This is a genomic window from Streptomyces sp. NPDC096176, assembly GCF_044763255.1.
Taxonomy (GTDB): Bacteria; Actinomycetota; Actinomycetes; order Streptomycetales; family Streptomycetaceae; genus Streptomyces.
In genome coordinates this window covers 215,465-238,294 of the sequence record NZ_JBIWFV010000012.1, presented here as the reverse complement: position 1 = coordinate 238,294, position 22,830 = coordinate 215,465, and the positions used below count along the sequence as shown (strand labels likewise).

The following is a 22,830-nucleotide window of genomic DNA, read 5'->3' as shown; positions in this document are numbered from 1 at the left end:
CTCACCGGCGAGACCACCATCTCCTGGCGCGACCCGAAGAAGACCGCTAAACAGCCCATTCCGGGATGAAACATCGGACGAAAACGACCTCTCAGGGAGCGCGCGAGTGCGAGTATCTCGTCCTCGATCACCTTGGGGCGGTCGCCCCCGCGCCGGGCCCGATACCGCTGCTCAACGGCGCGCTCCCGGCCGCCCTCTGACGCCTCGCCGAGCCGCGCGGCACTCACTCGGCACTCAGAGGAAGGTGCGGCCCTCGCCCCGGTACGTCGGAGCCGTCCTCGTCACCCGGTCCCCCTCGACGAGGTGCAGAGTGTCGAAACGCTCGCACAATTCCCCTGCCTTGGCGTGCCGGAACCACACCTTGTCGCCGATCAGCAGATCGTCGGCGGGCGCTCCGAGCAGGGGAGTCTGCACCTCGCCCGCCCCCTCCTGCGGGTCGTAGCGCAGCCCCTCCGGGAGATACGGGACCGGCAGCCGATCCCGGCCCGGGGCGCCGGAGGCCGGATAGCCGCCGCCGAGCACCGTCACCGTGCCCACGCCCGGGCGGCGCACCACCGGCTGGGCGAACAGCGCGGCCGGGCGGCCCGCGAACGACGTGTAGTTGTCGAACAGCCGCGGCACGTACAGACCCGAGCCCGCCGCGATCTCCGTGACCGCGTCCTCCGCGGCCGTGTGCTGCACACTGCCGGTGCCGCCGCCGTTGACGAACTCCAGCTCCGGCTCCACGGCGCGCACCGCACGCACGACCGCCGCCCGGCGTGCGGCGAGTTCCTTGCGTGCGGCGCGCTGCATCAGCCGCACCGCACGCGAACGCACCGGCGAACCGGCCACGGAATCGCCCACACCGGCGACATGGCCCTCGTACGCCATCAGCCCCACCAGACGGAAACCCGGCCTGCGTGCGATCGACCTCGCCAGCTCGGCGAGCTGGGCAGGCTCACGCAGCGGAGAGCGCCGGGCGCCCACCCGTACCCGGCCGCCCAACAGATGGAGTGCGGTGTCCATTTCGAGACAGATGCGGATCTCCTCGCGGCCACCGGCGCGGGCCCGGTCGATGAGCTCGAGCTGTGCCAGGTCGTCGACCATGACCGTCACGGCGGCGGCGAGCTTCGGATCGTCCGCGAGCTCCCCCAACCCGGCGCGGTCCGCGGAAGGATAGGCGAGCAGCACGTCGTCGAACCCGGCCCGGGCCAGCCAGATGGACTCGTCCAGGGTGAACGACATGATCCCCGCGAATCCGTCCATGGCCAGGACCCGTTCCAACAGCGCCCGGCAGCGCACCGACTTGCTGGCCACCCTGACCGGCTTGCCACCGGCCCGGCGCACCAGGTCCTCTGCGTTGGCGTCGAAGGCCTCGAGATCGACGATCGCGAGCGGCGCGTCGAGGTGGGCGGTGGCCCTGTCGTAGCGGGCCCGGTCAGCGGCACGGGGAGTCATGGCCCGAGCTTGCCAGACATGCATATCGCGGGGTAGGGGATGTTTCTGCGCAGATCCCCACGGACCGCAGGCCGCATGGACGACCGGGCCGACACAGCCGGTTAGAGTGACGGGAACGAGGTGACGAACGCGCCTGCCCCGAAGGGTGATCCGTCGTCGGTACGTGTCGAGCAACGGGGGATGGAATGAGCACGGAGGCGCAGCGCCCTTCCGGGCCGCCCCGCTCCCGCATCACCGACGCGATCCTCCCTCCGCCGCCTGCCGCGCCCCCCGCGGGCGCCCTCCCGCCCGCGCAGCCCATCTCGCCTCCTCCGCCCCCCGGGACGGAGAGCCCCGCGGGCGCGCAGACGCCCGACGGCGCCGGCGCGGCGCAGTTGACCGCCGGTGGGCCTCCTGTCGCTGCCAGGCCCGTCGGTCCCGCGATGCCGGCTCCCACGGCTCCGCCGATCACTGTCGCGCCGACGGCCGGCGCATCCGGCATGCGCACACCGACGCCGCCCATGTCGCCTCCCCGCCCGCGGGCCGCGGACGCATTGGCCGGTGGGCCCCCGTCCGGTGGGACCGCGGCCGGTACGCCCGCGTCCGGTGGGGCCGGCGCTGGGGGCTCCTCCGGCGGTGTGCCCGTCTCGGGCCGTCCCGCGGCGGCCCGGTCGGCCGGTCCCGTGCCCGGCGCTGCCGCCTCGGGCGGTCTCCCGCCCGAGCGCCCCACCTCGCCACCGCAGCCGCGTGACGGCCACGGCCCTGGCGGTACCCCGGGCTCCGCCGCCGCGAGCGACGGGCACGGTGCGACTCGGACACCTGACGCGGGGACCGCGACACCGGCGCCCCCCGGCGGTGCCATCCCGGACGAGACAACCACCCGGCTGCGACCGATCGGCGCAGCGCCGCAGCAGCCGCGCACCCCGCAGGATCCCCGCTCCCCGCAGCCGCCGCGCCCCACCCGGTCGCCGCGACCCGTCGGAAGCGTCGACATGACCCCGCGCCCCGGTGCGCCGCGGCCGCCCGCGCAGATGTGGATTCCGCCGGAGAGCCCGGCCGAGCTGACCACCCGGCTGCGCCCCGTACCCGCCCGGCACCCCGCACGCACCGTCGGTGCCATCGCCGCCGTCGTGCTCGGGCTCGGGCTCATCGGCGGTGCGGTCACCGGGACATGGCTGACCGGCGACTCCAGCGCCGACACAGCCGACGGCGCCACGTACGCCGAGGTGCGCTCGGTATGGCACAGCGTCCCGGTGGACACCCTGTTCCCCCGCACCCTCAAGGGGGACGGCGCCGGACCCGGCGGTGCCGACCGGGTCTGGACACGCATCGCGGTCGCTCCCGACAGCGGCTGCGCCGCCGCGCTCGACCCGCTGCTCGCCAAGGCGCTGGAGCCGGTCGGCTGCACTCGCGTGCTCCGCGCCACGTACACCGACGCGACCGCCAGCAGCGTCACCACCGTCGGCCTCGTCTTCACGGAGGCGGACCGGAAGGGGATGCTCGCGCTGCACAACCGGTTCACGACCGAGTCGCTCGGCGAGCGCACGGACCTGATGCCGCGCGCACTCCCGGCCAAGGGCACCGTCGCCGCCGGATTCGGCGGCGACCAGCGCGCCAGCTGGACGATCAAGGTCGTGACCGAGGCCCCTGTCGTCGTCTACGCCGTCTCCGGCTTCGCCGACGGCCGCACCGTCGCCGACCCGCAACCCGCCGACGAGGCAAAAGCCAAGGGCGCTACGAGCGCCCCGGCCCAGGCCGGGCTCGGCCACGAGGCCATCGGTATCGCTGAACGCATCGAGCAAGGCCTGCGCAGTGCCGTCGGCCCCCAGGGCACGGAGGAGTCCCGATGAGACGCCACGGTCGCCGTCTGGTCGCCGTGCTCGCCGCCGCGGCTTTCGCGCTGCTGCCCGCCACGCCCGCCCACGGCGATGCGATACGGGCCCAGCAGTGGGGTCTGGACGCGATGCACACGGAGCAGGCCTGGCAGACCACCAAGGGCGAGGGCATCACCGTCGCCGTGCTCGACACGGGTGTCGACGACCAGCACCCCGATCTCGAAGGCTCCGTCCTGCCGGGCAAGGACTTCATCGGCTTCGGAGCGGAACGCGGCGACCGGGCCTGGGCACGGCACGGCACGGCGATGGCCGGCATCGTCGCGGCGCACGGGCACGGCCCCGGCGGCGACTCAGGAGTCATCGGCATTGCGCCCGAGGCGAAGATCCTCCCCGTGCGGGTCATCCTCGAGGGCAGCGACAAGGCCCGTGACAAGGCGCGCAAGAGCCGTGGCACCGCCCTCGCCCAGGGCATCCGCTGGGCCGCCGACCAGGGGGCCGACGTCATCAACCTCTCGCTCGGCGACGACAGCGAGTCGGCCCACCCCGAGGCGGGCGAGGACGCGGCCGTCCAATACGCACTCTCCAAGGGCTCCGTGGTCGTCGCCTCCGCGGGCAACGGCGGCGAGAAGGGCGACCGCGTCTCCTACCCGGCCGCGTATCCCGGCGTCATCGCGGTGACGGCGGTCGACCGCTGGGGCACCCACGCCTCGTTCTCCACCCGCCGCTGGTACGCCACGGTCAGTGCGCCCGGCGTCAACATCGTCATCGCCGACCCCGACCGCCGCTACTACGACGGCTGGGGCACCAGCGCAGCGGCCGCCTTCGTGTCCGGTGCGGTCGCCCTGGTGCGGTCCGCCCACCCGGGCCTGACTCCCGCCCAGATCAAGAAGCTCCTGATGGACACCGCCCGCGAAGCGCCCAAGGGCGGCCGTGACGACTCCAAGGGCTACGGCCTCGTCGACCCGGCTGCCGCGATCACCGCGGGATCCGAACTGACCCCCGGCGACCTGAAGGCGGCCACGGTGGGCTACGGCAAGGAGTACTTCGGCCCCGGCCCGAAGCCCGCCGACGAGGCCGGCGGCCCGAGCGGCTGGCTCGCCGCGACCACGGGCGGCGTCGGAGCGCTGCTGCTCGCCGTGGCCGTGGGCCTCTGGCGCGGCGGCCGCCCGCGCCACAGTGACCCTGCCCGAAGGTGACCCTGCCCGAAGGCAGGCCGCACCTGCCCGCCGGTTAGGCTCGTCGCGTGGCGCTCAAGAACATTCCCGACTCCGGCTTCTCCGACGACGACGGCACCGCCGACCCGGCCCTCGAGGCGGCACTTGCCGCCTGGTCCGAGGACAGCACCGCCGAGCAGTCGGTGCTCGAGGCGCTCCAGGCCGCCCGGCTCCTGGTCCCCGTCGTCGCCGTGCTCGGTGAGGTCGAGGAGGACGAGGAGACCGGTCTGCGGCGCGAGAAGACCAGCGACATGGCCGTGCCGACGTTGACGGCAGGGGCGCGCCGCGCCCTGCCCGCGTTCACCTCGATCGCCTCGCTCGCCCGCTGGAACCCGGAAGCCCGACCCGTCGCCGTGCCGCTGCACCAGGCCCTGCAGGCCGCCGCCCACGAGAAGGCCGACACACTCGTGCTCGACCTGGCCGGGCCCGTTCCCTACCAGCTGACCGGCCCTGCGCTGCTCGCTCTCGCCGAGGGCCGCACCAGCACCGACCCGCTCGCCGACCCCGCGGTCACCGAAGCGGTACGTGCCGTGGTCGCCGCGGAGCCCGCGGTGCTGCGTGCCCACCTCGGAGCCGGCCGGGACTCGGACGGCACGCTCGCGCTGGTGCTCGCCGTGGGCGAGGCCCCCTCGGAGGCCGGCCGCCGCGTCGCGCAGGCCCTGGCGGCCGACGACGTACTGAGGGCCCGCCTGGTGCGGGGTCTCGACCTGGCATTCCTGCCGGCCGGGACCACGCCTCCCGGCGAGCCCCTTCACGTCAAGGCAGCCGACTGACGGTGCGGGATCAGCCGTAGACCGGGCCGGTGTACTTCTCGCCGGGGCCCTGGCCCGGCTCGTCCGGCACCAGCGACGCCTCACGGAACGCCAGCTGCAGCGACTTCAGACCATCGCGCAGGGGCGCCGCGTGGAACGAGCTGATCTCGGTCGTGCTCGCGTCCAGCAGCCCGGCCAGGGCGTGGACCAGCTTGCGGGCCTCGTCCAGGTCCTTGTGGTCCTCGGCGTCCTCGGTGAGGCCGAGCTTGACGGCGGCAGCGCTCATCAGGTTCACCGCGACCGTGACGATCACCTCGACGGCGGGGACCTCCGCGATGTCGCGGGTCATGGCGTCGAAGTCGGGCGATCCGCTGTCGTGGGAGTCGCCGGGGGAGCTGGGGGTGGTCGCGTCACTCATGACGCACACGATATGGCCCCGCCGCTCCCGCCCCCGCCCCGGCCGCCGGTTAGCCCCGGCCCCCGGGAGCTGCTAACCTTGTGTGACGACCGGCTGTACACCTACGTGCTCAGCCCACAAGTGGAGGCTCCGATCTCCCACCTGGCCGCCTTTACGGGCGGCGGGTCACCGGTCAGGCGGCGCCCATCGTTCCGTACGGACGATGGAAGTCGCCCGATGTGCGCCCCGCGGTTGACCGCGGCGGTGCTCCCGGTATTCGAGGAGCTGCCGCCTGTGTCCCGTCCGGGGCTTTTTTGACGTCTCCGTGCGGTTGGTCCTAGAAAACAGACGTAATGCGCGGCTGTCTGCCAGACATCCGTGTGGTGCTACTTAGGAGGATCCATCAGCGCCGAGCCCCGCATCAACGACCGGATTCGCGTTCCCGAAGTGCGACTTGTCGGTCCCAGCGGCGAGCAGGTCGGGATTGTTCCGCTTGCCAAGGCCCTTGAGCTTGCTCAGGAGTACGACCTCGACCTCGTCGAGGTGGCGGCGAACGCCCGTCCGCCCGTGTGCAAGCTCATGGACTACGGGAAGTTCAAGTACGAGTCGGCCATGAAGGCCCGTGAGGCGCGCAAGAACCAGGCGCACACGGTCATCAAGGAGATGAAGCTCCGGCCGAAGATCGACCCGCACGACTACGACACCAAGAAGGGTCACGTCGTCCGGTTCCTCAAGCAGGGTGACAAGGTCAAGATCACGATCATGTTCCGTGGTCGTGAGCAGTCCCGCCCCGAGCTTGGCTTCCGTCTGCTGCAGCGTCTCGCCGCAGACGTAGAGGACCTCGGCTTCATCGAGTCGAACCCGAAGCAGGACGGCCGGAACATGATCATGGTTCTTGGCCCGCACAAGAAGAAGACCGAGGCGATGGCCGAGGCGCGTGAGGCCCAGGCCGCACGCAAGGCGGAACGTCAGGGCTCGCAGGACCAGGATCAGGACCAGGGCTCCGACACTCCGGCCGACACATCCTCCGAGGCGTGACCCAAGGGGGCTGCCGGCCAGGCAGCCCCGGGTCCTGCCCGGAACCCATAACCAAGATCTGACGCTCCTGCTGTCCGGTGTCCGCACCGGGGGAGCGCCACTGACGAGGAGATAACGGCGCGATGCCGAAGAACAAGACGCACAGCGGTGCCAAGAAGCGCTTCAAGATCACCGGCTCCGGCAAGGTGCTCCGTGAGCGCGCCGGCAAGCGCCACCTGCTCGAGCACAAGCCGTCCAAGCTGACGCGCCGCCTGACCGGCAACGCCGAGATGGCCCCGGGCGACTCGAAGACCATCAAGAAGCTTCTCGGCAAGTGACGTGCGTGTCCCCTGACGGGGGACACACGCCGAGACCGGGACCAATTCGTTTCCGGGCCGTGTGAGTCCAACCACGGCCCCGCTACAAGGAGTTAACAAGTGGCACGCGTCAAGCGGGCAGTCAACGCCCACAAGAAGCGCCGGGCGATCCTCGAGCAGGCCAGCGGTTACCGCGGTCAGCGTTCGCGCCTGTACCGCAAGGCCAAGGAGCAGGTCACCCACTCCCTGGTCTACAACTACAACGACCGCAAGAAGCGCAAGGGCGACTTCCGTCAGCTGTGGATCCAGCGCATCAACGCCGCTGCCCGCCAGAACGGCATGACGTACAACCGCCTCATCCAGGGTCTGAAGGCCGCCAACATCGAGGTGGACCGCAAGATCCTGGCCGAGCTCGCCGTGAACGACGCCAACGCGTTCGCCGCGCTCGTCGAGGTCGCGCAGAAGGCGCTCCCGAGCGACGTCAACGCGCCCAAGGCTGCCTGACGCCTGCGTCGAGCCGACCGGACCCGCAGGCCCTGGGCCTGCGGGTCCGGTGCGTTTCGCGGATCCCGGCGGGTTCCCCGCCGGGCCGTCCCGATTGCGCCCGGTGGGCCGGCTCGCGAGGGGACGACCACCGGCAGCCGTCACGGTCTCGCCGGGCAGCCGGTCGGGCTTGGTGTAACCGGGGCGGGCAGCGCCTTCTGCCGCCCCGCCCCGCCGGCCACCCGATGCGACCGGCCGGCCGACAGCGGCCGGCGGAGCGCCGGTCCCCAGCGACGCCACCCCGCACCCGCCCGGGCAGCCGACCGACGTGCCGAGCGCCCGCCCGGCCGGCTCCTCCCGACGCCACCCCGCACCCACCCGGGCACCCGAACGACCGGCCCCAGCCCGCCCGGCCGCCGACTGCCGTCAACGCCCCCCGCGGCTCTCGGCAAGCAGGCTCCACGGCCGACCTGTAGCGGGCCCGGCCCTGCGGGCTGCTCGCCAAGAGGCCGCCGCAGCCGGCGCGGGCCACAGGCGCCCACCGACACCATTCGACAGTCCGGGCCGCAGCCCGACCGCCCTCCGGAACCCCAGTGAGAGAGACGCCGAACAGCATGCCGACCCCCGAGCTGATCTCGCCCCGTTCACCGCGTGTCGCCGCCGCACGGCGGCTCGCCAAGCGGAACTTCCGGGGGAAGGACCGCCTCTTCATCGCCGAGGGGCCGCAGGCCGTGCGGGAGGCAGTCGCGCACCGGGGGCCCGGTGGGGAGCCGACCCTGGTCGAGCTGTTCACCACCGTCGAGGCCGCCGAGCGCTACGCCGACATCGTCGACGCCGCCCGCGCCGCCGGGGCCCGCGTCCACCATGCCGCCGACGCCGTGCTCGCGGAGGTCTCCCAGACCGTCACCCCGCAGGGGCTCGTCGGTGTCTGCCGGTTCCTCGACTCGCCGTTCGAGGAGATCCTGGCCGCCCGGCCCAAGCTTGTCGCCGTGCTCGCCCACGTACGCGACCCCGGAAACGCCGGCACCGTGCTGCGCTGTGCCGACGCCGCTGGAGCGGACGCCGTGATCCTCACCGACGCGTCCGTCGACCTGTACAACCCCAAGTCCGTCCGCGCATCCGTCGGTTCGCACTTCCACCTGCCGGTCGCCGTCGGCGTGCCCGTCGAGCAGGCCGTCCAGGGACTGCGTGACGCGGGCGTGCGCGTGCTCGCCGCCGACGGGGCGGGCGAGGACGACCTCGACGACGAGCTCGACGCCGGAACCATGGGCGGCCCCACCGCATGGATCTTCGGCAACGAGGCATGGGGCCTGCCGGAGGAGACCCGGGCGCTCGCCGACGCCGTCGTGCGTGTCCCGATTCACGGAAAGGCCGAAAGCCTGAACCTCGCGACCGCCGCGGCCGTATGTCTCTACGCCTCCGCGCGCGCCCAGCGCTCCGGGGCCAAGGGCACCCCCGCAGGCTGAGGACCACTCGCTCAGGGGGTCGGCGACGTCACTTTGAGCTAGTAGGGTGACGCACTCGGGGGCCCACTGCGCCGGCGGAAGGTGGGGTACGGGAATGACGGTCGGGACCAGCAGGCCGACACAGGCACAGGAGAACTTCCTGGGCCGCTCCGGCAGTCCCGAGGAACCCGGGATCGACCCCGACGACCTGCCCGACGGCCTTGTCGTCGCCGACGAGAGCGGCTGCGTCGTCTGCTTCAACCAAGCCGCCGTACGCATCACGGCCGTCCCCAGGGCCGACGCGATCGGACGGCCCCTGGAGCGTGTGCTGCCGCTCGAGGACATCAAGGGCCGACGCTGGTGGACCCTCACCGACCCCTACGGCGGGCTCGCCACCCGAGTCGGCCAGCCCGAGCGCAACCTGCTGCTGCCCGGCGGCCGCGAGGTCCTCGTCTCCGCCCGCTACGTCCGAGACGTCCCCACCGGGCCGCTGCGCCGGCTCGTCGTCAGCCTGCGGGGCACCGAGGCACGGCGTCGTACCGAACGCAGCCACGCGGAACTGATCGCGACCGTCGCTCACGAGCTGCGCTCCCCCCTGACCTCCGTCAAGGGTTTCACGGCGACGCTGCTCGCCAAATGGGAGCGGTTCACCGACGACCAGAAGCGGCTGATGCTGGAGACCGTCGACGCCGATGCCAACCGGGTCACGCGCCTCATCGCCGAGCTCCTGGACATCTCCCGCATCGACTCGGGACGGCTCGAGGTGCGGCGCCAGCCCGTCGACCTCGGAGCCGCCGTGCGCCGTCACGTCGAGGCTCACGTGGCGGCGGGGCAGGCCCCCGATCGCTTCCGTGTCCACGTCAGCGGGCCGCTGCCCGACCTGTGGGCCGACCCGGACAAGGTCGACCAGGTGCTGGGCAACCTGCTGGAAAACGCGGTGCGGCACGGAGAGGGAACTGTCACCATCGAGATAGCGCCCTCGTCCCCGCCGCGTGAGCGGAGCGGTGCCGGCACCGCCGTCACCGTCAGCGACGAGGGCCCCGGCATTCCGGAGGAGTCGATGGGACGGGTCTTCACCCGCTTCTGGCGGGGGAGCAAGCGGGGCGGCACCGGCCTCGGCCTCTACATCGTCAAAGGCATCGTCGAGGCGCACGGCGGGACGATCGCCGTCGGCAGGGGACCCGGCGGCGGTGCCGAGTTCCGATTCATCCTGCCCGTCGGCGCCCCGGCGTATCTCCAGTAGCGGTCCGGCCAGGATCGCGCAGAGACCGCCCGAGCAGCCCGCGGGCTCATTCGCCGCTCCACACCCCGTTAGACTCGACCTTTGGCACCTTTGCGTCCTCGGTCGTCCTTGGTCGACGTGCGGGGTCCCCAGCCAGCCCATCGGAAGTACGGGAAGAGATGTCCGCACCCAATAAGTCGTACGACCCTGTTGAGGTCGAGACACTGAAACCGGATGAGATCGAGCGCATGCGGGACGAGGCGCTCGCCGCCTTCGCCGCCGCAGACTCCCTCGAGGCGCTCGCCCACGCGAAGTCCGCGCACACCTCCGGCACCTCGCCGCTCTCCCTCGCCAACCGCGAGATCGGCGCACTGCCGCCGCAGGCCAAGGCCGAGGCCGGAAAGCGCGTGGGTCAGGCCCGCGCCGCCGTCGGCAAGGCGCTCGCCGCCCGCCAGGCCGAACTCGAGGCCGAGCGTGACGCGCGGGTGCTCGTGGAGGAGTCGGTCGACGTCACGCTGCCCTACGACCGCGTGCCTGCCGGTGCCCGCCACCCGCTGACCACGATGATGGAGCGGGTCGCCGACGTCTTCGTGTCGATGGGGTACGAGATCGCGGAAGGCCCCGAGGTCGAGGCGGAGTGGTTCAACTTCGACGCCCTCAACTTCACGCCCGACCATCCGGCCCGGCAGATGCAGGACACCTTCTTCGTCCAGGCGTCCGACGGCGCCTCCGGGGCCGAGGGTTCCGGCGAGGAGTCCGGCGTCGTGCTGCGGACCCACACCTCCCCGGTGCAGGCCCGATCCCTGCTCCGCCGTGAGCCGCCCGTCTACGTGGTGTGCCCCGGCCGCGTGTTCCGCACGGACGAGCTGGACGCCACGCACACCCCTGTCTTCCACCAGATCGAGCTGCTCGCGGTCGACGAGGGTCTGACCATGGCCGACCTCAAGGGCACCCTCGACCACATGGTCCAGGCGCTCTTCGGTCCGGACATGAAGACCAGGCTCCGGCCGAACTTCTTCCCGTTCACCGAGCCGTCCGCCGAGATGGACATGCTCTGCTACGTCTGTCGCGGCGAGTCCGTGGGCAACCCGGACCGGCCCTGCCGGACCTGCTCCAGCGAGGGCTGGATCGAGCTCGGCGGCTGCGGCATGGTCAACCCGAAGGTGCTCACCGCCTGCGGCGTCGACCCCAGTAAGTACAGCGGATTCGCCTTCGGGTTCGGCATCGAGCGGATGCTGATGTTCCGCCACAACGTCGAAGACATGCGAGACATGGTCGAGGGTGACGTCCGGTTCACCCGGCCGTTCGGGATGGAGATCTGATGCGGGTCCCGCTTTCTTGGCTGCGGGAGTACGTCGACCTGCCGGCGACCGAGACCGGCCGTGACGTCCAGGCCAAGCTCATCGCCGCCGGGCTCGAGGTGGAGACCGTCGAGCAGCTCGGCGCCGGGCTCAAGGGCCCCCTCGTCGTCGGGCAGGTCCTCACCATCGAGGAGCTGACGGAGTTCAAGAAGCCCATCCGCTTCTGCACCGTCGACGTGGGCCGGGCCAACGGAACCGGCGAGCCGCAGGAGATCGTCTGCGGCGCCCGCAACTTCTCCGTCGGCGACAAGGTCGTCGTGGTCCTCCCCGGCGCCGTGCTGCCCGGCGACTTCGCGATCGCCGCCCGCAAGACGTACGGGAGGACGTCCCACGGCATGATCTGCTCCGGCGACGAGCTCGGCATGGGCGACGACGGCTGGGGGTCCCCCCGGACGGAGTCCGGGGGAGGCGGCATCATCGTGCTGCCGCCCGAGCACGAGGTCGGCACCGACGCCATCGAGCTGCTCGAGCTCGTCGACGAGGTGCTCGACATCGCCGTCACGCCCGACCGCGGCTACGCCCTGTCGATGCGCGGTGTGGCCCGCGAGACCGCCACCGCCTACGGCCTGCCGCTGCGGGACCCGGCGCTGCTCGACGTCCCCGGCGCCAACTCGTACGGCTACCCCGTCAAGGTCTCCGACCCGATCGGCTGCGACCGCTTCACCGCGCGCACCGTCGTCGGTCTCGAGCCCGAGGCCCATTCCCCGATCTGGCTGCGGCGCCGCCTGCAGAAGGCCGGGATGCGCCCGATCTCGCTCGCCGTCGACATCACCAACTACGTGATGCTCGAGCTCGGCCAGCCGCTGCACGCCTACGACCGCTCCCGCCTCGACGGGCCGATCGGAGTGCGGCGCGCGGAGCCGGGGGAGAAGCTCACCACCCTCGACGGCACCAAGCGCGTCCTCGACGCCGAGGACCTGGTCATCACCGACAACCGCGGGCCCATCGGCATCGCGGGCGTCATGGGCGGCGCGAACACCGAGATCGCCGATGCCACGCCCGACCCGGAAACCGGCCGGATCGTGGGCACCACCGAGGTCGTCATCGAGGCGGCGCACTTCGACCCGATCTCGATCGCCCGCAGCGCACGCCGGCACAAGCTGGCCTCCGAGGCGTCCAAGCGCTTCGAGCGCGGCGTCGACCCGCAGGCCGCCGCTGCCGCCGCGCAGCGCACCGTCGACCTGCTGGTGCTGCTCGCCGGCGGTACCGCGGAGGGCGGGGTCACCGAGGTCGTCGCGCCCCGCGCCCCGCGGACGATCACCATGCCTGCGGACCACCCCGACCGTGTCGCGGGTGTCGCCTACGGCCGCGAGAACGTCGTCCGCCGCCTTCAGGAGGTCGGCTGCGACGTCGTGGGCCAGGACGAGCTCGTCGTCACCGTCCCGTCGTGGCGGCCCGACCTCGCGGAGCCCAACGACCTCGCGGAAGAGGTCATCCGGCTCGAGGGCTACGAGAACCTCCCCTCGACGCTTCCCACGCCGCCGTCCGGCCGCGGCCTCACCGCACGCCAGCGGCTGCACCGCCGCGTCGGCCGCGCGCTGGCCGGCGCGGGCTACGTCGAGGCGCCGAACTACCCCTTCATCGGCGAGCAGGTCCTCGACCAGCTCGGGCTGGAGGCGGACGACGCCCGCCGCCGTCTGGTCAAGCTCGTCAACCCGCTCTCCGACGAGGAGCCCGCGCTGCGCACCACGCTGCTGCCCGGCCTCCTCGGGGCCCTGCGGCGCAACGACGGGCGCGGCAGCCACGACCTGGCGCTCTTCGAGACCGGTCTCGTCTTCCGGCCCACCGGCGAGGAAGGGCGCGCCGTGCGCCTGCCCGTCGATCGCCGTCCCACCGACGAGGAGATCGCCGGACTCGACGCCGCATTGCCGCGTCAGCCGCACCGCGCCGCCGTCGTCCTCGCGGGCGCCCGCGAACAGGGCGGCTGGTGGGGCAAGGGCCGCCCGGCCGTCTGGGCCGACGCGGTCGAGGCAGGCCGGCTGCTCGGCCACGAGGCCGGCGTCGAACTGACCGTCCGCGCCGACCAGCACGCGCCCTGGCACCCCGGCCGCTGCGCCGCGTTCTACGCGACGGTGGACGGCGAGGAGACGCTCGTCGGCCACGCCGGCGAGCTGCACCCGCGGGTCGTCAAGGCGCTGCACCTGCCGGACCGCACCTGCGCGATGGAGATCGAACTCGACGTCCTGGAGCGGGCGGCCGAAGGCGCCGTCCAGGCGCCGCGGATCTCCACGTTCCCGGTGGCGACGCAGGATGTCGCGCTCGTCGTCGCGGACGACGTGGCCGCTTCCGACGTGGAGGCCGCCCTGCGCGAGGGCGCGGGCGAACTGCTCGAATCCCTCCGGTTGTTCGACGTCTTCACCGGTGAGCAGATCGGCGAGGGCAGCAAGTCCCTGGCGTACGCGCTGCGCTTCCGCGCGGCGGACCGCACGCTGACGGTCGAGGAGGCGACGGCCGCGCGCGACGCGGCGGTGGCGCTCGCGGCCGAGCGGCACGGCGCGGTGCTGCGGGGCGCCTGACGTCCGCTGTGTGGGGCGCGTCCCGGCCTTGGCCGGGGTGCGCCCCACACGCATGTCCGGCCGCGGACCAGCTTCTGTTCCTGCGCATCGGGGGGCGACGGACGTCGGTGACGCGTCGGGGGAGCTTCTTCGGCCGGCGGTGCTCGTGGAGCCGGCGCTGTACTCGCCCGCCGCGCCCGCGGAGTTGCCGCGCTGTAGGCCGGATCGTCGACGGCGTGGCGCCGCTCGTGCCGCACGACGACCGCTCGCGGGTACCGGCGCAGTCCGGCGAAGCCGGTCTGCGCCGTACCCGACCCGAACCTCCCATCGCTCGTCCCGATTCACGTCTGCGGCCATGCGGCATCCGGCAGGGGTGGGACCGCCGTCGGCCGGCGCCGCCCGTCCTGCCGCGGAGTGTCGGGCAGATCAGCAGGACGGACGACGCGGTGGGGCCGCCGCACTGTACGAGGGGGAGCCGGCGGCCCGGCCGCCTCTGTGAGAGGCAGTTCAGTCAACAGGCCCGCCGTGCACGGCGGGAGAGGATGCAAGGCGCGGAAAAGCGCACTTGTTTCACACCCCGTGCGAATCGGCCTCTACTACGCTGAGCGGACCGAGTCATCGGAGGGGGCCCATGCAGCCCAACACCCAGCTCGACGCCCTGCTCGACGAGGCGGGCATCTCCCACGCCGGCCTCGCCGTACGCGTCAACGACGCGGGCCGGGCGAGAGGGCTGTCGCTGCGTTACGAACACACCGCCGTGGGACGGTGGTTGAAGGGCCAGCGGCCGCGCGGCCAGGTCCCCGACCTGATCTGCGAAGTGCTGGCGGACCGGCTGCACCGTGTGATCACACTCGACGACATCGGCCTCGGCGTGCCGGAGCGCGCCGCGCCGCAGAGTTCGTCGCTGTCCGGGTTCGTCGATCGCGCCACCGCCCTGTGGCGCTTCGACGAGCAGCAGCGGCCGCACACCATCGAGGCGCCCGCGGTCACGGGCACGCCCGCCGTGATGCCGGTGTGGGAGTGGGAGAACCCGCCGGAGGACGCGGACGTCTCCCGCAGCGGCCGGACGAGCGTCAGCATGGCCGACATAGACATGCTGCGGGCCGCCCGCGCGCACTACGAGCTGATGTACCGCAGGGCGGGCGGCATCGCGACCCGTTCGCGCATCGTCGGATTCCTCAACGCGGAGACGGCCCCACTGCTGCGCGGCTCGTACAACAACGAACTGGGCCGCCAACTGCACCGCGCCGCCGGAGGGCTTGTGTCGGTGGCAGGCATCTGCGCCTACGACTCCGACGCGCACGGCCTCGCTCAGCGCTACTTCCACCACGCGCTGCGGCTGGCCAAGGCGAGCGGCGACCGGGGGCTGGGCGCCTATGTGATCGCGCTGCTGGTCAACCAGTCGCTGTTCATGTCGGAGCACCGGCAGGCGGTCGCCTTCGCGGAGACGGCACTGCGGTCCGCGGGACGGCAGCTCACCCCGGCGCTCGCCGCCGACCTGTACGCGATGCAGGCCAAGGCGTACGCACATCTCGGCGACGGCCCGAGCGCTTTCACCTGCATCCGGCACGCCGAGTCGGAGGCGGAGCGGATCAGTCCGGGGAGCGAACCGGACGAGACCGGCTACGTCCAGCCCGGCCTGGTCAACGTCCAGGTCGCGGAGGCGCTGCTGAGCCTCGGTGACCTCGGGGCGGCCAGGGAGCAGGCAACCGCCGCCGTCGGCACCCCGGCGCACGACCGCGGCCGGGTGCACCGGCTCGCCATGCTCACCCAGATCGAGCTGCGTCTGGGCGAGGCGGACCGTGCGGCGAGAACGGCGGCGGAGATGGTGGAGCGGGCCAAGGGGATGGAGTCGCAGCGTCTGCGGGACCGGCTGCGAGCCGTGCGCCGGCACCTGGCGGCGAGCGGCTGCGCGGAAGCCGAAGAGGCGGCCGGACTCATCGACGGGGCACTGCGCGTTCCCCTCTGACCGAGCTCCTGCTGCCATGTTGCCATCTACTCGTCGGAAGGTGGCAGAAACGTGCAGTGGACGAACTTAAGCGAACAAACCGTCTATGAGAACCGCTGGTTCAGGGTCAACCTCGCAGATGTCGAGCTGCCCGACGGCCGACATCTGGACCACTTCCTCATCCGGCTGCGGCCAGTCGCTGTCGCGACCGTAGTCAACGAGGCCAACGAGGTGCTGATGCTCTTTCGGCACCGCTTCATCACCGACAGCTGGGGGTGGGAGCTGGCCGCGGGCGTCGTCGAGGACGGCGAGGACATCGCCGCCGCGGCGGCGAGGGAGATGGAGGAGGAGACGGGCTGGCGGCCCGGTCCCCTTCGGCACCTGCTGACCGTGGAGCCGTCCAACGGCCTCACCGACGCCCGCCACCATCTCTACTGGGCCGACGACGCCACCTACATCGGCCACCCCGAGGACGACTTCGAGTCGTCCCGCCGCGAATGGATACCGCTGAAGCTGGTGCCCGACATGATCGCCCGCGGCGAGGTCCCGGCCGCCAACATGGCGGCCGGGCTGCTGATGCTGCACCACCTGCGACTCGGCTGACCGCCGGTCGGCTCGGCCGACCGCCGGAGGGCTCGGCCGACCGCCGGAGGGCTCGGCCGAACCCTGCGGCCCGGCGCGGCACTCGGGTGTGTCAGGAGTACGGGTAGAACCCGGAGCCCGTCTTGCGGCCGAGCCGGCCCGCGTCCACCATCCGCTGCAGCAGCGGGGGAGCGGCGTACAGCGGCTCCTTGAACTCGGCGTACATGCTGTCGGCGACCGAGGCCACCGTGTCGAGGCCGATCAGGTCGGAGAGTTTCAGCGGGCCCATGGGGTGGGCGCAGCCCAACTCCATGCCGTTGTCGATGTCCTCGCGCGAGGCGATCCCGGACTCGAACATCCGGATCGCGGAGAGCAGATACGGAATGAGCAGGGCGTTCACCACGAAGCCCGAGCGGTCCTGGGCGCGGATCGGGTGCTTGTCCAGCACCTGCTGCACCACGGCCTCGGAGCGCTTGATCGTCTCCTCGGAGGTGGTCAGCGCGGGAATCAGCTCGACGAGCTTCTGAACCGGGGCCGGGTTGAAGAAGTGGATGCCGATGACCTGGTCCGGCCGCGAGGTCGCGACGGCCAGCTTGACCAGCGGGATGGAGGAGGTGTTGGAGGCGAGGATCGCGTCCTGGCGGGTCACCACCTGGTCCAGTACCTGGAAGATCTCGGTCTTGACCTGCTCGTTCTCCACGACGGCCTCGATGACGAGATCGCGGTCGGCGAACTCCCCGAGGTCGGTCGTGAAGCTCAGCCGCTCCAGGGTGGCGTCGCGCTCCTCCTGCGTGATCTTGCCGCGTTCGGCGGCCTTGGAAAGGGAGTTGTACAGCCGGGTGCGACCGATCTCCAGGGCCTCGCCCGTGGTCTCGGCCACCCTCACCTCGAGTCCGCTGCGGGCGCACACCTCCGCGATGCCCGCGCCCATCTGGCCGCAACCCACCACTCCGACGCGTGCAATGTCGGCCATTGAGTCCGTCACCTCGTGCCTTTCGCTGATCCTTCGGCCGGCAGGTCCCCCGTATGGTTCCGGCGCCCGCCCGCCCCCCGACGTTACTCCGGATGCGTGGGTGCTCGAGCCCCCGGGGCGGGCATGCTCTGCGGATACGACGGCTGACACCGAGCCCGACAGGGGTGGACATATGGGGCTTATCGGGAGAAGAGGGTTCGTGGTCACGGCGGCCGGGGCGCTCGCCGGCCTCACGACGGCCGGAGGTGCGGCAGCCCGCACAGTGTCCGACGCCGCTGCCCGGACCTCGGGCGGCGGACAGGCGGCCAAGCGCGAGTTCCGCGGCATGTGGCTCGCCACCGTCGGCAACCGCGACTGGCCCTCGCAACCGGGCCAAACGGCTGCCCGGCAGCGCACGGAACTGCTCGCGTACCTCGACACCGCCGTGGAGCGCCGGCTGAACGCCGTGGTCTTCCAGGTCCGGCCCACGGCGGACGCCCTGTGGCCGTCGCCGTACGAGCCGTGGACCCAGTACCTGACGGGCGTCCAGGGTCAGGACCCCGGCTGGGACCCGCTCCGGACGGCGGTGCGCGAAGCCCATCGGCGGGCGTTGGAGCTGCACGCCTGGTTCAACCCGTACCGAGTGGCCAATCACACGGACCCGTCCCGGCTGATCGAGACCCATCCGGCCCGGCAGCACCCGGAGTGGACCGTCGCGTACGGCGGGAAGCTCTACTACAACCCCGGCATCCCGCAGGTCCGGCGATTCGTCCAGGACGCGATGATGGACGCCGTGGTGCGCTACGACATCGACGCGGTCCACTTCGACGACTACTTCTACCCGTATCCCGTCCCTGACCAGGTCTTCGACGACGACGCGACCTTCGCACGGTACGGCGGCGGCTTCACCGACAAGGCCGCCTGGCGCCGCGACAACATCAACCGGCTCGTGCAGGAGATGTCGGCACGCGTCAAGGCCGCGAAGAAGCACGTCCGCTTCGGGATCAGCCCCTTCGGGGTGTGGCGCAACGCCACCACGGACCCGCTCGGCTCCCGTACGGCGGCCGGCGTGCAGACCTACGACGATCTGCACGCCGACACCCGGCACTGGGTCAAGGAGGGGTGGATCGACTACGTCGTCCCCCAGGTCTACTGGAACATGGGCTTCCCCGCCGCGGACTACTCGGCGCTCGTTCCCTGGTGGGCGGACGTGGCGAGCAGCACGGGCGTCGACCTGTACATCGGAGAGGCCCTGTACAAGGTGGGCGTGCCCGGCCAGCCGGAAGCCTGGCACGACCCGGCGGAGCTCTCCCGCCACCTCACGTACGCCAAAAGGTACGCGACGGTGCGCGGCCACTGCTTCTTCTCCGCGATGGAGGTCGTGGCGGACCCGCTCGGGGCGATGACCACGGTGGTGGCCGATCACTACCCGACCAGGGTCCGGCCGCCCGGCTGACGTGCGGTCGCTGAGCTTCAGGTCTTCTCGTGGTGCCTGACGACGGTGTCGGGTCCGGGGGACATCAGTGCCTCGTGCCCGTCCTCGAAGCGGACGCGGAACGGCGGATTGCCCTCCCGGCCCAGCACCTCGACGACTTCGGCGACCTTGTCGTGCTGGCCCACTGTCCGGCCGTGCACCAGCAGCGTGTCGCCCACGTTCGCTTGCATCGGGAGTGACCTCCTCGAAGCGGCTCGATGTGTCATTGGTCGGTTTCTCCGGTCCTCTGTTCGAGTCTACGGCCGAGGGGGTCCGCCGCACCTCCACCCGCGGGTGCCGGTTCAGGTGCGGGCGCGCTGGGTGGCCGCGATGCACACCAGGACCGCGACGGCCGCCAGCGGCGCCGCCGGCGAGAGCGTCTCGCCGAGCAGCAGCACGGACCAGGCCAGGGTGAACAGCGGCTGGGCGAGCTGGAGCTGGCTCGCCTTGCTGACACCGATCTCCGCCATCCCGCGGTACCAGACGTACAGGCCGAAGAACGTGGAGCCGGCGGCCACCCACACCAGTCCGACGACGCCGTGGGCGCTGAGCCGGACCGGTTCGTATGTGAGCGCCACAGCGGAGCCCGCGAGGGCGAGCGGAAGGCAGAGGATCAGCGCCCAGCCGACGACGTGCCAGCCCGGCATCCACTGTGCGAGCCGGCCGCCCTCGGTGTAGCCCGCGGCGCACACCAGCAGCGCACCGAACAGGTACATGTCCCCGGCGTGCAGCGCCCCGCCGCTCTGCTGCACCGTGAACGCGATCACCGCGGCGGCGCCCGCGAGCGCCGCCGCCCAGAAGGTACGCGACGGCCGGCGGCCGGTGCGCAGGGCCGCGAAGGCGGCGGTCGTGAGGGGCAGCAGACCCACGACCACGGCGGCGTGCGAGGAGGTGGACGTCTGCAGGGCGAGCGTCGTCAGCAGCGGGAAGCCCACGACCACCCCCGCGGCGACCGTCGCGAGACCGGCCCAGTGGCGGCGTTCGGGAAGCGGCACACGCATCGCCAGCAGGAAGGTGCCGGCGATCACCGCGGCGAGCACGCTGCGCACGGAGACCAGGGACCAGGGCCCGAAGCTCTCCAGCCCCCACACCGTGGAGGGGAAGGTCAGCGAGAAGGCGACGACGCCCAGTGCGGCGAGGAGGGTGCCGCTGCTGACCGCTATCGAAGAAGTGGGAGTAGCGCTATCCTGTGCTGTCATGCAAGAGCGTAGCAGTGTGGCAGAGCTGGCCTCTTCCCTGAAAAGGGAGCTCAACCGCTATCCGGCAGGTGGAAAGCTGCCCTCGAGTCGGGCCCTGGTCGAGCGCTACCGCGTGTCCCCGGTGACCGTCTCGCGCGCGCTCGCGCAACTCGCCGCGGAAGGGCTCGTCGTCACCCGGCCCGGGGCGGGCGCCTACCGCGCCCAGCAGCGCCCCGACACCCCGCCCGCTCCCGACACCTCCTGGCAGGAGGTCTCACTCAGCGCCGACTCCGCGACCGAGATCGTGCCGCGGGCGGTCGACGCCTCCGGGGTGCTGGTCACCCTCGCCGCGCCACCGCCCGGCGTCGTCGAGTTCAACGGCGGCTATCTGCATCCGTCGCTCCAGCCGGAGCGCGCCATGGCCGCCGCCCTCGCACGGGCCGGGCGCCGCCCCGGCGCGTGGGGCCGCCCGCCCGTCGACGGCCTGCCCGAACTGCGCGAATGGTTTGCCCGCGGCCTCGGCGACACCGTCACCGCGGCCGACGTCCTGATCACGGCGGGAGGCCAGTCCGCCCTGACCACCGCGCTGCGCGCACTCGCCCCGCCCGGCGCGCCCGTCCTCGTCGAGTCGCCCACCTATCCGGGCATGCTCGCCATCGCCCGCGCCGCGGGCCTCCGGCCCGTGCCGGTGCCCGTCGACGCGAGCGGCGTACGGCCGGACCTGCTCGCCGCAGCCTTCCGGGCCACCGGGGCCCGAGTCTTCGTCTGCCAGCCCCTCTTCCAGAACCCGACGGGCGCCGTCCTCGCCCCCGGGCGCAGAACCGACGTCCTGCGCATCGCCCGCGAGGCGGGCGCCTTCGTCGTCGAGGACGACTTCGCCCGCCGGCTCGTCCACAGCGACGCGGGCACGCTGCCGCCGCCGCTCGCCGCGGACGACCACGACGGGGTCGTCGTCCACGTCAGCTCGCTCACCAAGGCGACCTCGCCCAGTCTGCGGGTGGGGGTGCTCGCCGCCCGCGGCCCCGTCCTCGAACGACTGCGCGCCATCCACGTCGTCGACACCTTCTTCGTCCCGCGCCCCCTCCAGGAAGCCGCCCTCGAACTGGTCGGCGCACCCGCGTGGAGCCGTCATCTGCGCACCGTGGCAGGCGAACTGAAGACCCGTCGGGACACCATGACCGCGGCCCTGCGGCTCGAGCTGCCCGAACTGGCCCTGCCCCGTGCCCCCTCCGGCGGCTACCACCTGTGGCTGCGGCTGCCCGACGGCGCGGAGGAGGCCGCCCTCGTCGCCGCGGCCCTGCGCGCGGGCGTCGCCGTTGCTCCCGGCCGCCCCTACTTCTGCGCCGAACCCCCCGCCGGGCACATCCGGTTGAGCTTCTCGGGTGTGGCAGGCCCCGTGGAGATCGCGGAAGGCGTCCGCAGACTGCGCGCGGCCTGCGACGAAGCACTCCACTGACGCCGTCCGCCGGAGGGAATGCGGCCGAGGGTCGCCCGCCGGGGAAACGACGCTGGTGGCGCCGGCCGGGGAAACGCCTGGTGCCGCCCGCCGGGGACATGCCGCTGACAGGCTCCGCGCCCCCGTGCGAGCCTCCTGCCATGAGCGACACGACCCACGGGCCGTACACGATCTCCACCGACCCCGGCCGCCTGGACGCGGACCGCGTCCACCACTGGCTCTCCACCGACGCCTACTGGGCGATCGGCCGCAGCCGTGAGACGCACGACCGGGCCGTCGCCGCGTCGCTCAACTTCGGTGCCTACGAAACCTCCACGGGAGAAATGACCGGCTACGCGCGCGTCGTCACCGACCACGCCGTCTTCGCCTATCTGTGCGACGTCTACATCGACCGGCCCGCCCGCGGCCACGGGCTCGGCACCGCCCTCGTCACCGCCGTCCGCGACCACCTCGCACCCCTCGGGGTGCGCCGGGTGCTGCTCACCACCGACGACGCTCACGGCGTTTACGAGAAGATCGGCTTCACATCTCTGGCGAACCCCGAGGACTGGCTGGTGCTCCCCTTCCAACAGCCCCCGTCGGCGACCCCTTGACCTGCCAGGATTTGGCCAGCACCATCACGCCATGAGTGTCCGGGTCACATTGGTCGCCGCCGCGCGCACCTCCTCGTTGCTCACCGAGCGCTTCGACGACGACCGGCCCCTCGACCAGGCAGGCTGGCACGAGGTGCAGCTCGCCGCCCATGCCCTCGTACCGCTCAGCGCCGCCGAGCTGCGCTACTGCTCCCCGACCGCGCGCAGCCGGGCCACCGGCGACGCCCTCGGCTTCGCACCGCTGGCCCAGCCCGCGTTGCGCGACTGCGACATGGGCCGCTGGCGCGGCTGCACTCTCGCCGAGGTCACCGCCAGGGAGCCCGCCGCCGTCGACGCGTGGCTCGCCGATCCACGCAGCGCGCCGCACGGCGGGGAACCGCTGCTCGCGTTCATCTCACGCATAGGGGGCTGGCTGGACACCCGCCCCGCCGATGCCGCGGGCTCCATCGTCGCCGTGACCGAGCCCGCCGTCGTACGGGCCGCCTTCGTGTACGCGCTGAGAGCGCATCCCTCGATGTACTGGAACGTCGACGTCCGCCCGCTCTCGACGGTGACACTGACCGGCACCCCCGGCCGCTGGAACCTCCGCCTGGAAGCGGCGGCCTGAATCCCGTCGGACGTCTCTCCGCGAGGCCGCTCAGCTCTCCTCGAGCGACTCACGCCTCTGCCGCAGGAAGGCTGCCTCCGCTGCGT

Annotated in this window: 21 protein-coding genes; 16 read left to right on the top strand and 5 right to left on the bottom strand. The window is 72.3% G+C overall.

All coding sequences use genetic code 11. The features are described 5' to 3' along the window. Positions 1-234: 234 nt before the first annotated feature. Positions 235-1,437, bottom strand: a complete 1,203-nt coding sequence (locus tag ACIQ7Q_RS28975) for an amino acid deaminase/aldolase (RefSeq protein ID WP_403868302.1) — start codon at positions 1,435-1,437, stop codon at positions 235-237. A gap of 971 nt (positions 1,438-2,408) precedes the next feature. On the opposite strand from ACIQ7Q_RS28975, the gene ACIQ7Q_RS28970 reads away from it, so the two are divergent. Genes ACIQ7Q_RS28970 through ACIQ7Q_RS28960 form a run of 3 tightly spaced genes read left to right on the top strand, consistent with a single transcriptional unit; the run spans position 2,409 to position 5,238 of the window. Continuing rightward, positions 2,409-3,266 (top strand): hypothetical protein, encoded by an 858-nt coding sequence (locus ACIQ7Q_RS28970; RefSeq protein WP_403868299.1) that lies wholly within the window; start codon positions 2,409-2,411, stop codon positions 3,264-3,266. Next, positions 3,263-4,447, top strand: coding sequence for a type VII secretion-associated serine protease mycosin (gene mycP, locus ACIQ7Q_RS28965; protein ID WP_403868296.1), 1,185 nt, complete (start codon positions 3,263-3,265; stop codon positions 4,445-4,447). The genes ACIQ7Q_RS28970 and mycP overlap by 4 nt, the downstream gene beginning before the upstream one ends. Before the next feature lie 47 nt (positions 4,448-4,494). Next, positions 4,495-5,238 (top strand): SseB family protein, encoded by a 744-nt coding sequence (locus ACIQ7Q_RS28960; RefSeq protein WP_403868293.1) that lies wholly within the window; start codon positions 4,495-4,497, stop codon positions 5,236-5,238. A 10-nt stretch (positions 5,239-5,248) separates the two neighbouring features. On the opposite strand, the gene ACIQ7Q_RS28955 is transcribed toward ACIQ7Q_RS28960, so the two are convergent. Further along, complete coding sequence (locus tag ACIQ7Q_RS28955; RefSeq protein ID WP_403868290.1) at positions 5,249-5,635, bottom strand: DUF1844 domain-containing protein; 387 nt, start codon at positions 5,633-5,635, stop codon at positions 5,249-5,251. A gap of 357 nt (positions 5,636-5,992) precedes the next feature. Between ACIQ7Q_RS28955 and infC the strand changes: the two genes are divergently transcribed. From infC to ACIQ7Q_RS28910, 9 genes are all read left to right on the top strand, one after another. Continuing rightward, positions 5,993-6,652 carry a translation initiation factor IF-3 gene (gene infC / locus ACIQ7Q_RS28950; RefSeq protein ID WP_403868287.1) on the top strand — a complete coding sequence of 220 codons (660 nt, stop codon included), beginning with the start codon at positions 5,993-5,995 and terminating at the stop codon, positions 6,650-6,652. Between the two features lie 122 nt (positions 6,653-6,774). After that, positions 6,775-6,969 (top strand): 50S ribosomal protein L35, encoded by a 195-nt coding sequence (gene rpmI / locus ACIQ7Q_RS28945; protein WP_005319593.1) that lies wholly within the window; start codon positions 6,775-6,777, stop codon positions 6,967-6,969. A gap of 99 nt (positions 6,970-7,068) precedes the next feature. Continuing rightward, positions 7,069-7,452 carry a 50S ribosomal protein L20 gene (rplT, locus tag ACIQ7Q_RS28940; RefSeq protein ID WP_018103794.1) on the top strand — a complete coding sequence of 128 codons (384 nt, stop codon included), beginning with the start codon at positions 7,069-7,071 and terminating at the stop codon, positions 7,450-7,452. A 593-nt stretch (positions 7,453-8,045) separates the two neighbouring features. Then, positions 8,046-8,897 carry a TrmH family RNA methyltransferase gene (locus ACIQ7Q_RS28935; RefSeq protein ID WP_403868283.1) on the top strand — a complete coding sequence of 284 codons (852 nt, stop codon included), beginning with the start codon at positions 8,046-8,048 and terminating at the stop codon, positions 8,895-8,897. A gap of 94 nt (positions 8,898-8,991) precedes the next feature. Next, positions 8,992-10,119, top strand: a complete 1,128-nt coding sequence (locus ACIQ7Q_RS28930) for an ATP-binding protein (RefSeq protein ID WP_403868280.1) — start codon at positions 8,992-8,994, stop codon at positions 10,117-10,119. Between the two features lie 158 nt (positions 10,120-10,277). Beyond that, positions 10,278-11,420 carry a phenylalanine--tRNA ligase subunit alpha gene (pheS, locus tag ACIQ7Q_RS28925; RefSeq protein ID WP_403868277.1) on the top strand — a complete coding sequence of 381 codons (1,143 nt, stop codon included), beginning with the start codon at positions 10,278-10,280 and terminating at the stop codon, positions 11,418-11,420. Then, on the top strand, positions 11,420-13,975 hold the full coding sequence (gene pheT / locus ACIQ7Q_RS28920) for a phenylalanine--tRNA ligase subunit beta (RefSeq protein WP_403868274.1): 2,556 nt from the start codon (positions 11,420-11,422) through the stop codon (positions 13,973-13,975). The genes pheS and pheT overlap by 1 nt, the downstream gene beginning before the upstream one ends. 610 nt (positions 13,976-14,585) lie before the next feature. Next, on the top strand, positions 14,586-15,923 hold the full coding sequence (locus ACIQ7Q_RS28915) for a transcriptional regulator (protein WP_403868271.1): 1,338 nt from the start codon (positions 14,586-14,588) through the stop codon (positions 15,921-15,923). Between the two features lie 51 nt (positions 15,924-15,974). After that, a complete protein-coding gene (locus ACIQ7Q_RS28910) occupies positions 15,975-16,505 on the top strand; it encodes an NUDIX hydrolase (protein ID WP_403868267.1) in 531 nt (176 codons plus the stop codon). A 91-nt stretch (positions 16,506-16,596) separates the two neighbouring features. On the opposite strand, the gene ACIQ7Q_RS28905 is transcribed toward ACIQ7Q_RS28910, so the two are convergent. Further along, complete coding sequence (locus tag ACIQ7Q_RS28905) at positions 16,597-17,457, bottom strand: 3-hydroxybutyryl-CoA dehydrogenase (protein WP_403868264.1); 861 nt, start codon at positions 17,455-17,457, stop codon at positions 16,597-16,599. Positions 17,458-17,629: 172 nt separating this feature from the next. Here ACIQ7Q_RS28905 and ACIQ7Q_RS28900 point away from each other — a divergent pair, with 172 nt between their 5' ends. After that, positions 17,630-18,892 carry a glycoside hydrolase family 10 protein gene (locus ACIQ7Q_RS28900; RefSeq protein ID WP_403868261.1) on the top strand — a complete coding sequence of 421 codons (1,263 nt, stop codon included), beginning with the start codon at positions 17,630-17,632 and terminating at the stop codon, positions 18,890-18,892. 17 nt (positions 18,893-18,909) lie between these two features. On the opposite strand, the gene ACIQ7Q_RS28895 is transcribed toward ACIQ7Q_RS28900, so the two are convergent. Both ACIQ7Q_RS28895 and ACIQ7Q_RS28890 read right to left on the bottom strand, forming a co-directional pair. Continuing rightward, complete coding sequence (locus tag ACIQ7Q_RS28895) at positions 18,910-19,101, bottom strand: DUF1918 domain-containing protein (protein WP_403868258.1); 192 nt, start codon at positions 19,099-19,101, stop codon at positions 18,910-18,912. A 111-nt stretch (positions 19,102-19,212) separates the two neighbouring features. Beyond that, positions 19,213-20,109 (bottom strand): DMT family transporter, encoded by an 897-nt coding sequence (locus ACIQ7Q_RS28890; protein WP_403868255.1) that lies wholly within the window; start codon positions 20,107-20,109, stop codon positions 19,213-19,215. On the opposite strand from ACIQ7Q_RS28890, the gene ACIQ7Q_RS28885 reads away from it, so the two are divergent. The 3 genes from ACIQ7Q_RS28885 to ACIQ7Q_RS28875 all read left to right on the top strand — a co-directional run bounded on the left by ACIQ7Q_RS28885 (position 20,108) and on the right by ACIQ7Q_RS28875 (position 22,744). Further along, positions 20,108-21,544, top strand: a complete 1,437-nt coding sequence (locus ACIQ7Q_RS28885; RefSeq protein ID WP_403868252.1) for a PLP-dependent aminotransferase family protein — start codon at positions 20,108-20,110, stop codon at positions 21,542-21,544. The genes ACIQ7Q_RS28890 and ACIQ7Q_RS28885 overlap by 2 nt on opposite strands. Before the next feature lie 140 nt (positions 21,545-21,684). Continuing rightward, on the top strand, positions 21,685-22,137 hold the full coding sequence (locus tag ACIQ7Q_RS28880; protein ID WP_403868249.1) for a GNAT family N-acetyltransferase: 453 nt from the start codon (positions 21,685-21,687) through the stop codon (positions 22,135-22,137). A 31-nt stretch (positions 22,138-22,168) separates the two neighbouring features. Next, entirely contained in the window at positions 22,169-22,744 is a 576-nt protein-coding gene (locus tag ACIQ7Q_RS28875) for a histidine phosphatase family protein (protein ID WP_403868246.1), read from the top strand. Positions 22,745-22,830: the final 86 nt, after the last annotated feature.

Coding starts and splice junctions, on each gene's coding strand:
- ACIQ7Q_RS28905 (WP_403868264.1), bottom strand. CDS start 17,457: ATGGCCGACATTGCACGCGTCGGAGTGGTGGGTTGCGGCCAGATGGGC.
- ACIQ7Q_RS28970 (WP_403868299.1), top strand. CDS start 2,409: ATGACCCCGCGCCCCGGTGCGCCGCGGCCGCCCGCGCAGATGTGGATT.
- ACIQ7Q_RS28930 (WP_403868280.1), top strand. CDS start 8,992: ATGACGGTCGGGACCAGCAGGCCGACACAGGCACAGGAGAACTTCCTG.
- ACIQ7Q_RS28935 (WP_403868283.1), top strand. CDS start 8,046: ATGCCGACCCCCGAGCTGATCTCGCCCCGTTCACCGCGTGTCGCCGCC.
- rpmI (WP_005319593.1), top strand. CDS start 6,775: ATGCCGAAGAACAAGACGCACAGCGGTGCCAAGAAGCGCTTCAAGATC.
- ACIQ7Q_RS28875 (WP_403868246.1), top strand. CDS start 22,169: ATGAGTGTCCGGGTCACATTGGTCGCCGCCGCGCGCACCTCCTCGTTG.
- pheS (WP_403868277.1), top strand. CDS start 10,278: ATGTCCGCACCCAATAAGTCGTACGACCCTGTTGAGGTCGAGACACTG.
- ACIQ7Q_RS28890 (WP_403868255.1), bottom strand. CDS start 20,109: ATGACAGCACAGGATAGCGCTACTCCCACTTCTTCGATAGCGGTCAGC.
- mycP (WP_403868296.1), top strand. CDS start 3,263: ATGAGACGCCACGGTCGCCGTCTGGTCGCCGTGCTCGCCGCCGCGGCT.
- ACIQ7Q_RS28880 (WP_403868249.1), top strand. CDS start 21,685: ATGAGCGACACGACCCACGGGCCGTACACGATCTCCACCGACCCCGGC.
- ACIQ7Q_RS28885 (WP_403868252.1), top strand. CDS start 20,108: ATGCAAGAGCGTAGCAGTGTGGCAGAGCTGGCCTCTTCCCTGAAAAGG.
- ACIQ7Q_RS28915 (WP_403868271.1), top strand. CDS start 14,586: ATGCAGCCCAACACCCAGCTCGACGCCCTGCTCGACGAGGCGGGCATC.
- ACIQ7Q_RS28955 (WP_403868290.1), bottom strand. CDS start 5,635: ATGAGTGACGCGACCACCCCCAGCTCCCCCGGCGACTCCCACGACAGC.
- ACIQ7Q_RS28900 (WP_403868261.1), top strand. CDS start 17,630: ATGGGGCTTATCGGGAGAAGAGGGTTCGTGGTCACGGCGGCCGGGGCG.
- ACIQ7Q_RS28975 (WP_403868302.1), bottom strand. CDS start 1,437: ATGACTCCCCGTGCCGCTGACCGGGCCCGCTACGACAGGGCCACCGCC.
- ACIQ7Q_RS28895 (WP_403868258.1), bottom strand. CDS start 19,101: ATGCAAGCGAACGTGGGCGACACGCTGCTGGTGCACGGCCGGACAGTG.
- pheT (WP_403868274.1), top strand. CDS start 11,420: ATGCGGGTCCCGCTTTCTTGGCTGCGGGAGTACGTCGACCTGCCGGCG.